We start from the raw sequence: 14,183 nt of genomic DNA on the forward strand, positions 1-14,183 counted from the left end.
TTAGATCCCAGGGTTTCCCAACGAAGATCCCACTTCCCTCACAAGTAATGATCCTTCCTAACTCCATGATCATCAGGATCAAAAATCACTTATCCACACGATCCGGTGATCCTAATAGTAGATCCAATAAAAGATCTCTTTAAAAGATCTTATATATATTTAGGATCAAATCCCCTGATCATTTGATCGTCAAGAGTGATTCTTTCTTGCCTTGAAACGCGGTAGAATATCCCCCCTTTGCTCCAAGCAAATTGACTGGCTAATTGATCACCTGAGGTAGTTTCATGTTTTACCAGGAAAATTTTGATGTCATCGTGGTAGGTGGCGGTCATGCCGGAACGGAAGCCGCGCTGGCAGCAGCACGTATGGGTCAGAAAACCCTGCTGTTGACCCATAATATCGATACGCTGGGACAAATGTCTTGTAACCCGGCGATTGGCGGGATCGGAAAAGGTCACCTGGTAAAAGAAGTGGACGCCCTGGGTGGCATCATGGCCCGCGCGATAGATAAGGGCGGCATTCAGTTCCGGACCCTGAACTCATCGAAAGGCCCGGCAGTCCGAGCCACCCGTGCCCAGGCTGACCGTGCGCTTTATAAAGCCGCTGTGCGTGAAGCGCTGGAAAACCAGCCGAACCTGATGCTGTTCCAGCAGGCGGTCAATGATCTGATTGTTGAGAACGACCGGGCTGTCGGCGTTGTGACTGAAATGGGACTCAAGTTCCGCGCACGTGCCGTGGTCCTGACCGTGGGGACTTTCCTGGGGGGTAAGATCCATATCGGTCTGGAAAATTACAGCGGCGGCCGCGCCGGGGATCCACCGTCGATCGCACTGGCGGAGCGTCTGCGTGCCCTGCCTTTCCGAGTTGATCGTCTGAAAACCGGTACACCACCGCGCATTGACGCCCGTACAGTGGATTTCAGCCAGTTACAGGCACAGCATGGTGACAATCCGACGCCGGTGTTTTCCTTCATGGGGAAACAGACGGATCATCCGCATCAGATCCCGTGTTTCATCACGCACACCAATGAGCAGACCCATGATGTGATCCGCAATAACCTGGATCGCAGCCCGATGTATTCCGGGGTGATCGAGGGGATCGGTCCGCGTTACTGTCCGTCGATCGAAGACAAAGTCATGCGCTTTGCCGATAAAAACAGCCATCAGATCTTCATTGAACCGGAAGGCCTGACGACCCATGAGCTGTATCCGAACGGGATTTCCACCAGCCTGCCGTTTGACGTGCAGATGCAAATCGTTCGTTCGATGAAAGGCTTTGAAAATGCCAGCATCATCCGTCCAGGTTACGCCATTGAGTACGATTTCTTTGATCCGCGTGATCTGAAACCGACGCTGGAAACCAAATTTATTGACGGTCTGTTCTTTGCCGGTCAGATCAACGGGACAACCGGCTACGAAGAAGCGGCCGCACAGGGGCTGCTGGCCGGGATGAACGCCGCACTGCAGTCACAGGACAAAGACGGCTGGAGCCCGCGTCGTGATCAGGCCTATCTGGGCGTACTGATCGACGACCTGTCAACCATGGGCACCAAAGAACCGTACCGCATGTTTACCTCCCGTGCCGAGTACCGCCTGCTGCTGCGCGAAGACAATGCCGATATCCGTCTGACCGAACTCGGTCGTCAGTTGGGTCTGGTCGATGACGCACGCTGGGCACGCTTCAATGAAAAAATGAATCATATGGAGCAGGAACGTCAGCGTCTGAAAGAGATCTGGATCCATCCGGCTTCTGAGCATGCGGCGTCCGTCAATGCATTTCTGAAAACCCCGCTGGTTCGCGAAGCTAGTGGTGAAGATCTGCTGCGCCGTCCGGAAGTGACCTATGAGCAGCTGACGGCCCAGGCGCCGTTTGGCCCGGCGCATGAGGATGCCCAGGCCAGTGAGCAGGTTGAAATTCAGGTTAAATACCAGGGCTATATCGACCGCCAGAAAGAAGAGGTGGAGAAATCGCTGCGTCATGAGCAGAGCAAGCTGCCGGCTGATCTGGATTACAGTCTGGTGAAAGGCCTGTCCAATGAGGTCATTGCTAAGCTGAATGAAGCCAAACCCGCGACTATCGGCATGGCATCCCGGATTTCCGGCGTTACGCCAGCCGCGATTTCGCTGCTGCTGGTCTACCTGAAAAAACATGGGTTGCTGAAGAAAGGTGACGCGGAGGCAGCAGCGTGAAAGAACGTCTGACACAACTGATTTCAAAAACTGAACTCAAGGTCACAGAACAGCAACTTGAGCAGTTGGTGGGTTATGTTAGCCTGCTGCACAAGTGGAACAAAGCGTATAATCTGACGTCGGTCAGAGATCCGAACGAGATGCTGGTCAAACATATTTTGGACAGTATCGTCGTCAGCCCTTATCTGGTGCAGGGATCCCGGTTTATCGATGTCGGAACCGGCCCGGGTTTACCCGGGATTCCGCTGGCCATTATGCACCCGGACAAGCAGTTTACCCTGCTTGACAGTCTGGGGAAGCGGATCCGGTTTATCCGTCAGGTTGTGCATGAGCTGGGACTCGGCAATGTCACGCCGGTCCAGAGCCGTGTTGAAGAATTTATCCCGGAACAGGGCTTCGATGCTGTCCTGAGCCGGGCTTTTGCGTCGATGTCTGACATGGTTCACTGGTGCCGTCATCTGCCTTCGGCTGAAGGCCGGTTTATGGCACTGAAGGGCCAGGTTACGGAAGAGGAGCTGGCAGAACTGCCGTCATGGTGTTCTGTGAGTGAGGTCAAATCTTTGCATGTCCCCGACTTGGAGGGGGCGCGTCATTTAGTACTCTTGACGGCAAAGGAATGAATGAACGAGGGTGATTCGTGGGAAAAGTCATAGCTGTTGCCAACCAAAAGGGCGGCGTGGGTAAAACCACGACCTGTGTCAACCTGGCTGCGTCCCTGGCCGCAACCCAGCGCAAGGTGCTGGTGATTGATTTGGACCCGCAGGGTAATGCCACCATGGCCAGCGGTGTCGACAAATATCAGGTTGACGCGACCGCATATGAACTTCTGGTCGAAGAAACCCCGTTCTCTGATGTGGTGATCACTGAAAATGCCGGTGGTTACCACCTGGTGGCGGCCAACGGCGACGTGACCGCTGCCGAAATCAAACTCATGGAAGTCTTTGCCCGTGAAGTCCGGCTGCGCACGGCCCTTGAACCGGTTCGTGAACACTATGATTTTATCTTCATCGACTGTCCGCCTTCCCTCAACCTGCTGACCATCAACGCAATGACAGCAGCAGACTCGGTTCTGGTACCAATGCAGTGCGAATATTTTGCACTGGAAGGCCTGACAGCCCTGATGGACACCATCAGTAAGCTGGCTGCCGTGGTCAATGCCGATCTTAAGATAGAAGGCTTGCTTCGCACCATGTATGATCCGCGCAACCGGCTGGCGAACGAAGTGTCCCAGCAGTTGAAGAAGCATTTTGGTGATAAGGTGTACCGCACCGTGATCCCACGTAACGTACGTCTGGCCGAAGCCCCGAGTCATGGTTGCCCGGCCATGTACTACGATAAAACCTCCAGCGGTGCCAAGGCTTACCTGGCGCTGGCCGGAGAGATGATTCGTCGTGAGGAAACCCAGCGGGAACCGGCTCAGGTAGAGGCGTAAGCAAGCATGTCCATGAATAAACGAGGCCTGGGAAAGGGTCTTGACGCACTGCTGGCCACCAGTTCGGTGGCCCGTGAACGACAACAGGCCGCAGAGGCCGTCAGCAAGGAAGAAACGGTACCGGCCGAAGGCGCACTGCGCGAACTGCCGGTCAGTCAGCTGCAACCGGGTCAGTATCAGCCTCGTCAGGATATGTCGGCGGAAGCGCTGGCGGAACTGACTGACTCCATCCGTGCTCAGGGGGTGATCCAGCCGATCGTGGTTCGCCAGCTGGCACCTCAACAGTATGAAATCATTGCCGGCGAACGCCGCTGGCGGGCATCACGTCAGGCCGGACTGCAAGTCGTTCCCTGTCTGGTGAAAAACGTGGACGACCGTGCCACCGTTGCGATTGCTCTGATTGAAAACATCCAGCGTGAAGACCTCAATGCCATTGAGGAAGCCCAGGCGCTGGAACGATTGCAGAATGAATTCTCCCTCACCCATCAGCAAATTGCCGAAGCACTCGGCAAGTCCCGTGCTGCGGTCTCCAACCTGCTGCGTCTGAACCAGCTGGAGCCTCAGGTCAAGCGGTTGCTGGCCCAGCGTCAGCTGGAAATGGGTCACGCCCGTGCATTGTTGTCTCTGGTTGCTGAGCAGCAACTGGAAGCAGCCCACACCGTCGTGGCGAAGTCTCTGACTGTCCGGGATACCGAGCGTCTGGTCAAGAAAATGCTCGCACCGGCCCCAGAGGTCGCCCCTGCCCCTGTTGATCCCCAAGTCGAAGCGATAGAAAACCGTCTGAGTGAACAATTCGGCACTCAAGTTGCGATTAATCAAAGCAAAAGCGGGAAAGGTAAAATTATAATAAATTTTGACGAGCCTCAGAAGTTAGAGCAACTGCTGGCAATGTTAAGTTCGGAAGTGTGACGAGTTTCGTACTATTTTTGCCGTAAAAGTAACCACCGCGTGATCGGGATAATGTGTTATAAAATCTAACTGTTTTTTTGCTGTGATTAGATTGCATTCAATTTATTGAACCGTATAATTTTCGCAGTTTTCCCAGCACGACGTATGTGTAGTGGAACGGACTCGAGGAATGAATACATGGTTTCGGCGCTGGTCAGACCGGGACGCCAATTGGCGAAGCGGTTGTTGTTATTACAATCTGGCGTCGTTTTGACAACGGCAATCATGGCAGTGTTTGCTGTCAATGTTGACTGGGGAATCTCTGCACTGATCGGTGGCGGCATCTTTGTGATAGCTAACGCCGTTTTTTCTGTGTGCGCTTTTCTCTTTGGCGGAGCCAGTAAGGCCCGTCTGGTGATGGCGTCTTTCTACAGCGGAGAAGTGCTGAAAATCCTCACTACAGTCATCTTGTTTTCCCTTGTCTACCTGTATGTCGAGGTGGAACTTGTTCCCCTCAAACTGACCTATTTGCTGGCTCTGGGTATTAATATCTGTGCGCCGGTTTTATTCATTAACAACAACAAATAGGATGAGTTATGGCTGCGCCAGGTGAAGCGCTTACACCATCCAGTTACATCACTCACCACCTGACTAACTTATCAACCGATAAGCTGGGCCTGGTGAGCGAGGGAAGTTTCTGGGCGGTACACATCGACAGCCTTTTCTTCTCTGTGTTGACGGGTGCGATCTTTTTAGGATTGTTCCGTCTGGCAGCGAGAAAGGCGACCTCAGGGGTGCCGGGTAAGCTGCAGTGTTTTGTGGAAATCATGGTGGAATTCGTTGACAACAGCGTCAAAGAAACCTTTCATGGCCGCAACGCGCTGATAGCTCCGCTAGCTCTGACGATCTTCTGTTGGATTTTCCTGATGAATGTCATGGACTTGGTTCCAATCGACTTTCTTCCTTATCCGGCAGAGCATTGGTTGGGTATTCCTTATCTGAAGGTAGTACCGTCGGCCGATGTTAACATCACCATGGCAATGGCGCTGGGTGTCTTTGCATTGATGATTTATTACAGCATCAAGATCAAAGGCCTGGGCGGTTTTGCCAAAGAACTGGCATTACACCCGTTCAATCACCCGGTTATGATTCCGTTCAACCTGCTACTGGAAGTAGTTTCGCTGCTGGCGAAGCCTATTTCTCTGGGTATGCGTCTGTTCGGTAACATGTTCGCCGGTGAGGTGGTGTTTATCCTTATCGCGGCACTGATGCCGTGGTGGGCACAATGGCTGGGCTCGGTTCCGTGGGCAATATTCCACATCCTGGTCATTACGATTCAATCTTTCGTCTTTATGATGCTGACTATCGTGTACCTGTCTCAGGCTCACGAAGACAATCATTAATACGTAAATACATTTTTTAAGTTTTTCTTTACAGGCATTTAGGCCGACAACAATAAACTGGAGATAGTGATGGAAACTTTACTAAGCTTTTCTGCAATTGCCGTGGGCATCATTGTAGGTCTTGCTGCCCTGGGTACTGCGATCGGTTTCGCCCTGCTGGGTGGTAAGTTCCTGGAAGGCGCTGCTCGTCAACCAGAAATGGCTCCAATGCTGCAAGTTAAGATGTTCATCATTGCAGGTCTGCTGGATGCGGTTCCAATGATCGGTATCGTAATCGCTCTGCTATTCACATTCGCAAACCCATTCGTTGGACAGCTGGCTGGTTAATCCACGAACGTAACGGACCCATAGCAACCCTTTTTAGGAGATGCCGTTGTGAATATGAATGCAACCTTGCTGGGTCAGGCTATCGCGTTTTTCCTGTTTGTGGTCTTCTGCATGAAATATGTATGGCCACCAATTATGGAAGCGATTGAGGAACGTCAGAAGAAAATTGCTGACGGTTTGGCAGCTGCGGATCGCGCTGCCAAAGATCTCAACCTGGCGCAGGCAAATGCTTCTGAGCAACTGAAAGAAGCAAAACGCACTGCAACTGAACTGATTGAGCAAGCGAATAAGCGCAAAGCTCAAATCATCGAAGAGGCCAAAGCGGAAGCGACGGCTGAGCGTGAAAAAATTCTGACTCAAGGTCGTGCCGAAATTGATGCAGAACGTAATCGCGCGCGCGATGAACTACGCAAACAAGTTGCAACTCTGGCTGTGATTGGTGCTGAGAAAATCATTGAGCGTTCTATTGATAAAGACGCTCATGCTGATCTTCTTAACAAAGTCACTGCAGAACTGTAATAGAAGGGGCAAGCAACATGTCGGAAATGACTACAATCGCACGCCCCTACGCTAAAGCAGCCTTTGATTATGCGGTTGAGAAAGGTGAGCTGGCCCAATGGTCAGAAATGCTCACCTTTGCTGCAGAAGTCGCAAAAAACGAAACGATTCAGGATGTCCTGGATGGTGGTTATGCGGCGGATAAGCTGGTGGAAATCTTTATTTCCGTCTGCGGCGAGCAACTCAACGAAGCCGGCCAGAACCTGATCAAGGTAATGGCTGAAAACGGACGTCTGAAAGCACTTTCTGATGTCAGTGCTCAGTTCCTGTTCCTGAAAGACGAACTGGAAAAAACCATCGACGCCACTGTGACCTCTGCGGTTGCACTGGACGAAGGTCAACTGAGTGCGATCAGTCAAAAGCTGGAAAAGCGTCTGGCGCGTAAGGTTAAGCTGAACTGCAGTGTAGACGAGACCCTGATTGCCGGGGTTGTAATTAGAGCCGGAGACTTAGTCATCGATCAATCAGTACGCGGCAAACTGGCCCGACTGAACGATACGTTGCAGTCTTGATTTGGGGAATTGGAGCATGCAACTTAATTCCACGGAAATTAGCGAACTGATCAAGCAGCGGATTGAAAAATTCAACGTTGCAAGTGAAGCGCGTAACGAAGGTACGATCGTTTCTGTCAGCGATGGTATCATTCGTATCCACGGCCTTGCAGACGTCATGCAAGGTGAAATGATTGAACTACCAGGCGGCCGTTACGCGCTGGCACTGAACCTTGAGCGTGACTCGGTTGGTGCAGTTGTAATGGGTCCTTATGCTGACCTGCAGGAAGGCATGAAAGTGACCGCGACCGGTCGTATCCTGGAAGTTCCAGTCGGCCCTGCCCTGCTGGGTCGTGTTGTGAACACCCTGGGTGAGCCAATCGATGGTAAAGGCCCAATCGAGAGTGACTTCACCTCGCCTGTCGAAGTGATTGCACCGGGTGTTATCGACCGTAAATCTGTTGACCAGCCTGTACAGACTGGCTACAAGGCGGTTGACTCGATGATTCCAATCGGCCGTGGCCAGCGTGAGCTGATCATCGGTGACCGTCAGATCGGTAAAACCGCACTGGCGATCGATGCCATCATCAACCAGAAGAACTCTGGTATCTACTCTATCTATGTTGCTATCGGTCAGAAAGCTTCAACCATCGCTAACGTGGTTCGTAAGCTGGAAGAGCACGGCGCATTGAAGAACACCATCGTTGTTGTTGCCTCTGCTTCTGAAGCAGCTGCACTGCAATACCTGGCGCCATATGCTGGTTGTGCTATGGGTGAATACTTCCGTGACCGCGGTGAAGATGCACTGATCGTATACGATGACCTGTCTAAGCAGGCTGTTGCTTACCGTCAGATCTCTCTGCTGCTGCGTCGTCCACCAGGCCGTGAAGCATTCCCTGGTGACGTTTTCTACCTCCACTCCCGTCTGCTGGAGCGTGCTGCTCGCGTGAGCGAAGAGTACGTAGAAAAGTTCACCAACGGTGAAGTGAAAGGCAAAACCGGTTCTCTGACTGCACTGCCAATCATCGAAACTCAGGCGGGCGACGTTTCTGCGTTCGTACCGACCAACGTGATTTCGATCACCGATGGCCAGATCTTCCTGCAAACTGAGCTGTTCAACGCCGGTATCCGTCCTGCGGTTGATCCAGGTATCTCGGTATCCCGTGTTGGTGGTGCTGCGCAGACCAAGATCATCAAGAAGCTGTCTGGTGGTATCCGTACCGCACTGGCTCAGTACCGTGAACTGGCAGCATTCGCACAGTTCTCTTCTGACCTGGATGACGCGACCAAGCGTCAGCTGGATCACGGCCAGAAAGTAACCGAGCTGATGAAGCAGAAGCAGTACTCTCCAATGTCTGTATTTGAGCAGGCGCTGGTGATTTTCTCTGCTGAGAAAGGTTACCTGAAAGATGTTGAGCTGACGAAGCTGGCAGATTTCGAAGCTGCGTTACTGTCTTACGCCAAGAGTCAATTCGCTGAGCTGGTTGCTCAGATTGATGAAACGGGTGCGTGGAACAACGAAGTTGAAACCCAGTTCGTGAAACTGGTTGAAGATTTCAAAGCGACCCAGACTTGGTAATTGGTTGGTGATCGCAAGCGATCACCAGCTCAAGGAGAGTAACGATGGCCGGCGCAAAAGAGATACGTAACAAGATCGGCAGTGTGAAAAACACTCAGAAGATCACCAAAGCGATGGAGATGGTTGCTGCGTCTAAAATGCGTAAATCGCAAGACGCGATGGAATCATCACGCCCATACGCACAAACAATGCGCAAAGTGATCGGTCATATCGCCCTTGGTAGCCTCGAGTATAAGCATCCTTATCTTGAGGAGCGTGAGGCCAAGCGCGTAGGTTACATCATTGTTTCGACTGACCGCGGTCTGTGTGGTGGCTTGAACGTGAACATGTTCAAACAAGCTATTCACGGCATGAAGGCCTGGTCAGATAAAGGCGCTGAGGTTGAGCTGGCCCTGATTGGTGCCAAAGCTACAGCTTTCTTTAACAACTACGGTGGCCGTGTTGCGGCTCAGGTAACAGGTCTGGGTGACAAGCCTTCTGTTGATGAGCTGATCGGTACCGTGGGTGTCATGCTGAAGAAATATGATGAAGGCCAACTGGATCGTCTGTATCTGGTGTACAACAAATTTGTGAACACCATGGTGCAAGCGCCAGTGATCGATCAATTGCTGCCTTTGCCTAAGTCAGAAGACGAAGAAATGAAACGCAACCACGCTTGGGACTATATTTATGAGCCTGAGCCAAAACCTCTGCTGGATACCCTGCTGGTTCGCTATGTCGAATCTCAGGTCTATCAGGGTGTGGTCGAAAACCTTGCCTGTGAGCAAGCGGCCCGAATGGTTGCGATGAAAGCAGCAACTGATAATGCAGGTAACTTGATTGACGAACTGCAACTTGTGTACAACAAAGCCCGTCAGGCTGCGATCACACAAGAGCTGTCGGAAATCGTTTCTGGTGCCTCCGCTGTTTAAGGCAAAGAATTAATAAGTTTAGAGGATTAACGATGGCTACAGGTAAGATCGTACAGATCATCGGTGCGGTAGTCGACGTAGAGTTTCCACAGGATTCTGTACCCCAGGTATATGATGCCCTGCACGTTGATGCCAAAGAAAAAGGTACCTTGGTACTGGAAGTTCAGCAGCAGCTGGGCGGTGGCGTAGTTCGTGGTATCGCCATGGGTAGTTCTGATGGCCTGCGTCGTGGTCTGTCTGTTGAAAACACAGGTCGACCAATTGAAGTACCAGTCGGTACAGCGACTCTGGGACGTATCATGAACGTTCTGGGTCAGCCAATTGACGAGTGCGGTGAGATCGGTGAAGAAGAGCGTTACTCAATTCACCGTGCAGCACCAAGCTACGAAGAGCAGTCGAACGCAGTTGAACTGCTGGAAACCGGCGTAAAAGTTATTGACCTGGTTTGCCCATTCGCGAAGGGTGGTAAAATCGGTCTGTTCGGTGGTGCGGGTGTTGGTAAGACCGTCAACATGATGGAACTGATCAACAACATCGCCCTGAAACACTCAGGTCTGTCTGTATTCGCCGGTGTTGGTGAGCGGACGCGTGAGGGTAACGACTTCTACCACGAGATGCAGGAAGCCGGGGTTGTAAACCTGGAGAAACCTGAAGAATCTAAAGTAGCAATGGTTTACGGTCAGATGAACGAGCCACCGGGTAACCGTCTGCGTGTTGCTCTGACTGGCCTGACCATGGCTGAGAAGTTCCGTGATGAAGGCCGTGACGTACTGCTGTTCATCGATAACATCTATCGTTACACCCTGGCCGGTACAGAGGTATCTGCACTGCTGGGTCGTATGCCTTCTGCAGTAGGTTACCAGCCTACACTGGCAGAAGAGATGGGTGTGCTTCAGGAGCGTATCACCTCGACCAAGACTGGTTCTATCACATCTGTACAGGCCGTTTACGTTCCTGCGGATGACTTGACGGACCCGTCTCCGGCAACCACGTTCGCCCACCTGGATGCGACTGTTGTACTGTCTCGTCAGATTGCTTCTCTGGGTCTGTACCCAGCGATCGACCCACTGGATTCTACATCTCGTATGCTGGATCCGCTGGTGGTTGGTCAGGAGCACTATGATATCGCGCGTGGTGTTCAAAGCACCCTGCAGCGTTACAAAGAGCTGAAAGACATCATTGCCATTCTGGGTATGGACGAGCTGTCTGAAGAAGATAAGCAAGCTGTTGCCCGTGCACGTAAGATTGAGCGTTTCCTGACTCAGCCTTACCACGTTGCACAGGTCTTCACTGGCGACCCGGGTATCTACGTTCCACTGAAAGATACCCTGCGCAGCTTCAAAGGCCTGCTGGCTGGCGAATACGACGACATTCCAGAGCAGGCATTCATGTACTGCGGCGCGATCGAAGACGCACTGGAAAACGCGAAGAAGCTGTAAGCTGAACAGGAGGCGACATGGCAGCGATAACTTTCCATCTGGATGTAGTAAGCGCAGAGAAGAGTCTCTTTTCTGGTCGTGCTGAAAATATCCAGGTGACCGGTAGCGAAGGTGAACTGGGTATTCACGCAGGCCACACCCCGCTGCTGACCGCTATCACGCCCGGAATGGTTCGGATCGTAAAACAACACGGTGAGGAAGAAGTGATCTACCTCTCCGGTGGTATGCTGGAAGTTCAGCCGGGGACAGTGACTGTTCTGGCTGATACAGCTATCCGTGGTGTTGATCTGGACGCAGCCAAGGCTGAAGAAGCGAAACGTCAGGCTGAGGAGCGTATCCACAATCAGCACGGCGATATCGACTTCGCGCAAGCGGCCAGTGACCTGGCGAAAGCAATCGCTCAGCTTCGAGTTATCGAGCTGACCAAGCGTAAGCGTTAATCAGGCACCTGAGCAAAAAAGCGACCCCTTGGGTCGCTTTTTTTATATCTGTAGATTTCTTTCCGGCGGAAACTGCAGGAACAGTTCACAAAGCAGGCACTCGCCTGTATGCATTGTGTCAATAATATGCGGCAAAGGCTTATATCGGGCGCTCTGTGCCGATACAATGCATCAAGATAATTTTCACCATCATTAGAAGGGACACTGATTCATGAGCTTCAGCGCTGTGATCCTGGCTGCGGGTAAAGGTACCCGCATGTATTCTGCCCTGCCGAAAGTACTGCATACGCTGGCGGGCAAACCTATGGTTAAACACGTGATCGATACCTGCACCGATGCAGGGGCTGCCCATCTTCACCTGGTTTATGGTCATGGCGGCGATTTGATGAAAGAACGCCTGGCTGGAGAACCGGTGAACTGGGTTCTGCAGGCTGAGCAACTGGGAACCGGTCATGCGGTGAATCAGGCGGCTGAGTCTTTCGCGGATGATGAGCAGGTGCTGGTGCTGTACGGTGATGTCCCGCTGATCAGCAGCGAAACGCTGGAAAACCTGCTGGATGCACAGCCGGAAGGCGGGATTGGTCTGCTGACTGTGGTGCTGGATGATCCGACTGGTTATGGCCGGATTGTACGTGAAAATGAGGCCGTGGTTGCGATTGTCGAACAGAAAGATGCGACCGAGGCACAAAAAGCCATCTGTGAAATCAATACCGGTGTGCTGGTGGCGAATGGTGGTGATCTGAAGCGCTGGCTGGGTCAGCTGAAGAATGACAACGCTCAGGCTGAGTACTACCTGACCGATATCATCGCAATGGCGCATGCAGAAGGCCGTCAGATCCAGGCGGTTCATCCGGCCATGGCGGTGGAAGTTGAAGGCGTGAACAACCGTGTTCAGCTGGCGCGTCTGGAGCGGGCTTATCAGTTGATGCAGGCTGAGCGGTTGCTGGAGCAGGGAGTCATGCTGCGTGATCCGGCCCGTTTTGATCTGCGAGGGACACTACAGTGTGGTCAGGATGTGGAAATTGATGTCAATGTTGTGATCGAAGGCAACGTGACATTGGGGAATAACGTCGTGATTGGCGCTGGTTCTGTTCTGATTGACTGTGAAATTGACGATAACACCCTGATTCGTCCTTACAGCATCGTGGAAGGTGCGACGGTCGGTGAAGACTGTACGGTCGGTCCGTTTACCCGCCTGCGTCCGGGTGCTGAGCTGGTCGGTGATTCTCATGTCGGTAACTTTGTCGAGATGAAGAAGGCCCGTCTGGGTCAAGGGTCGAAAGCCAACCATCTGACTTATCTGGGGGATGCCGAGATCGGTGACCGCGTGAACATTGGTGCCGGAACCATTACCTGTAACTATGATGGTGCCAATAAGTTCCGGACTGAAATTGAAGACGATGTATTTGTGGGCTCGGATACGCAGCTGATCGCTCCGGTGAAAATCGGCAAAGGTGCCACCATTGGTGCCGGTGCAACGATCAACCGGGATGTGGGTGAAGGTGAGTTAGTGATTACCCGCGCCCCGGCCCGGACAATCAAAGGCTGGAAGCGGCCTGAGAAGAAAAAATAATCCGAATCCCGGAACAGAGAAGGCAGCGCATCGGCGCTGCTTTTTTGGATCTGCAGTCACACCTCCTCGCAACAACGTTTCAGCGCTTTTGGTAATTTCTTGATCTCTGTTGTTTTGTTTTGCTATATTTGGTTTCAGTTCGAAATTTAAATCATAAGAAAAACTTTTATGTCGAAACGAAACACTCAGCAACGGCGTCATGCCATTGTGGCGATGGTGAATGAACAGGGCGAAGTCAGTGTGGATGCACTGGCCCAGCAGTTTGCGACGTCTGAAGTCACCATCCGCAAAGATCTCGCGGCGTTAGAAACCACAGGTCTGCTGTTGCGCCGTTACGGCGGTGCGATTGCCATGCCGTCTGAAATCGTCGCCGCCGGGCACGAACCTGAAGTTTCGATTCGAAAGCAAGCTATCGCTCAGGCCGCAGCTGCCCGTATTCGTGACCATAACCGGATGATTATCGATAGCGGCAGCACCACGGCGGCGCTGATTGGATTGCTGGGTGACAAGCAGGGACTGATCGTGATGACCAACTCGCTCAATGTTGCCAATGCCCTCAATGAACTGGAAAACGAACCCACGCTGCTGATGACCGGTGGCACCTGGGACCCTCATTCTGAAGCCTTTCAGGGGCAGGTCGCGGAGTCTGTCCTGCGTTCCTATGATTTTGACCAGCTGTTTATCGGTGCAGACGGTATCGACATCAGTCGCGGCACCACCACTTTCAATGAGCTGATTGGCCTGAGCCGGGTCATGGCTGAAGTTTCCCGCGAAGTGGTGGTGATGGTCGAATCCAGCAAGGTCGGCCGTCGTATCCCCAATCTGGAACTGCCGTGGAGCAGTATCAACACCCTGATCACCGATGAAGGGCTGGATCCGGCCGCCAGGGCGGAAATTGAACAACAAGGGGTGCAGGTGATCTGTGCCGCCATCAATCAATAACGATATTTTTG

15 protein-coding genes are annotated in these 14,183 nt (G+C 52.4%); all 15 read left to right on the forward strand.

The genetic code is table 11. From position 1 onward, the window contains the following. Nucleotides 1-284 precede the first annotated feature (284 nt). The 15 genes from mnmG (at nucleotide 285) to ACYP03_RS21365 (ending at nucleotide 14,172) form a co-directional block, all read left to right on the forward strand. Nucleotides 285-2,189 (forward strand): tRNA uridine-5-carboxymethylaminomethyl(34) synthesis enzyme MnmG, encoded by a 1,905-nt coding sequence (mnmG, locus tag ACYP03_RS21295; protein ID WP_459782040.1) that lies wholly within the window; start codon nucleotides 285-287, stop codon nucleotides 2,187-2,189. Then, complete coding sequence (gene rsmG / locus ACYP03_RS21300) at nucleotides 2,186-2,809, forward strand: 16S rRNA (guanine(527)-N(7))-methyltransferase RsmG (RefSeq protein ID WP_459782041.1); 624 nt, start codon at nucleotides 2,186-2,188, stop codon at nucleotides 2,807-2,809. The genes mnmG and rsmG overlap by 4 nt, the downstream gene beginning before the upstream one ends. A 17-nt stretch (nucleotides 2,810-2,826) precedes the next feature. Next, nucleotides 2,827-3,621 (forward strand): ParA family protein, encoded by a 795-nt coding sequence (locus ACYP03_RS21305; protein ID WP_248144735.1) that lies wholly within the window; start codon nucleotides 2,827-2,829, stop codon nucleotides 3,619-3,621. A gap of 12 nt (nucleotides 3,622-3,633) precedes the next feature. After that, the gene (locus tag ACYP03_RS21310) at nucleotides 3,634-4,530 is read left to right on the forward strand and encodes a ParB/RepB/Spo0J family partition protein (RefSeq protein ID WP_248144736.1); all 897 of its coding nucleotides are present in this window, start codon (nucleotides 3,634-3,636) and stop codon (nucleotides 4,528-4,530) included. 177 nt (nucleotides 4,531-4,707) lie between these two features. Next, complete coding sequence (locus ACYP03_RS21315) at nucleotides 4,708-5,097, forward strand: F0F1 ATP synthase subunit I (protein ID WP_248144737.1); 390 nt, start codon at nucleotides 4,708-4,710, stop codon at nucleotides 5,095-5,097. 8 nt (nucleotides 5,098-5,105) lie between these two features. Next, nucleotides 5,106-5,912: a F0F1 ATP synthase subunit A gene (gene atpB / locus ACYP03_RS21320; RefSeq protein WP_036751196.1), complete on the forward strand. Its 807-nt coding sequence runs from the start codon at nucleotides 5,106-5,108 to the stop codon at nucleotides 5,910-5,912. A gap of 69 nt (nucleotides 5,913-5,981) precedes the next feature. After that, nucleotides 5,982-6,239 (forward strand): F0F1 ATP synthase subunit C, encoded by a 258-nt coding sequence (gene atpE / locus ACYP03_RS21325; protein ID WP_005302247.1) that lies wholly within the window; start codon nucleotides 5,982-5,984, stop codon nucleotides 6,237-6,239. A gap of 48 nt (nucleotides 6,240-6,287) precedes the next feature. Beyond that, entirely contained in the window at nucleotides 6,288-6,758 is a 471-nt protein-coding gene (atpF, locus tag ACYP03_RS21330) for a F0F1 ATP synthase subunit B (RefSeq protein ID WP_248144738.1), read from the forward strand. 17 nt (nucleotides 6,759-6,775) lie between these two features. After that, nucleotides 6,776-7,309, forward strand: a complete 534-nt coding sequence (gene atpH, locus ACYP03_RS21335; protein WP_459782042.1) for a F0F1 ATP synthase subunit delta — start codon at nucleotides 6,776-6,778, stop codon at nucleotides 7,307-7,309. A gap of 16 nt (nucleotides 7,310-7,325) precedes the next feature. Then, nucleotides 7,326-8,867, forward strand: a complete 1,542-nt coding sequence (atpA, locus tag ACYP03_RS21340) for a F0F1 ATP synthase subunit alpha (RefSeq protein WP_459782043.1) — start codon at nucleotides 7,326-7,328, stop codon at nucleotides 8,865-8,867. Between the two features lie 44 nt (nucleotides 8,868-8,911). Further along, nucleotides 8,912-9,778: a F0F1 ATP synthase subunit gamma gene (gene atpG, locus ACYP03_RS21345; protein WP_248144741.1), complete on the forward strand. Its 867-nt coding sequence runs from the start codon at nucleotides 8,912-8,914 to the stop codon at nucleotides 9,776-9,778. A 32-nt stretch (nucleotides 9,779-9,810) separates the two neighbouring features. After that, on the forward strand, nucleotides 9,811-11,217 hold the full coding sequence (atpD, locus tag ACYP03_RS21350; RefSeq protein WP_248144742.1) for a F0F1 ATP synthase subunit beta: 1,407 nt from the start codon (nucleotides 9,811-9,813) through the stop codon (nucleotides 11,215-11,217). A gap of 17 nt (nucleotides 11,218-11,234) precedes the next feature. Beyond that, complete coding sequence (locus ACYP03_RS21355) at nucleotides 11,235-11,657, forward strand: F0F1 ATP synthase subunit epsilon (protein WP_248144743.1); 423 nt, start codon at nucleotides 11,235-11,237, stop codon at nucleotides 11,655-11,657. Nucleotides 11,658-11,868: 211 nt separating this feature from the next. After that, a complete protein-coding gene (glmU, locus tag ACYP03_RS21360; RefSeq protein WP_459782044.1) occupies nucleotides 11,869-13,230 on the forward strand; it encodes a bifunctional UDP-N-acetylglucosamine diphosphorylase/glucosamine-1-phosphate N-acetyltransferase GlmU in 1,362 nt (453 codons plus the stop codon). A 168-nt stretch (nucleotides 13,231-13,398) separates the two neighbouring features. Then, complete coding sequence (locus ACYP03_RS21365; protein ID WP_248144745.1) at nucleotides 13,399-14,172, forward strand: DeoR/GlpR family DNA-binding transcription regulator; 774 nt, start codon at nucleotides 13,399-13,401, stop codon at nucleotides 14,170-14,172. Nucleotides 14,173-14,183: the final 11 nt, after the last annotated feature.

The organism is Photobacterium sp. R1, assembly GCF_054600795.1.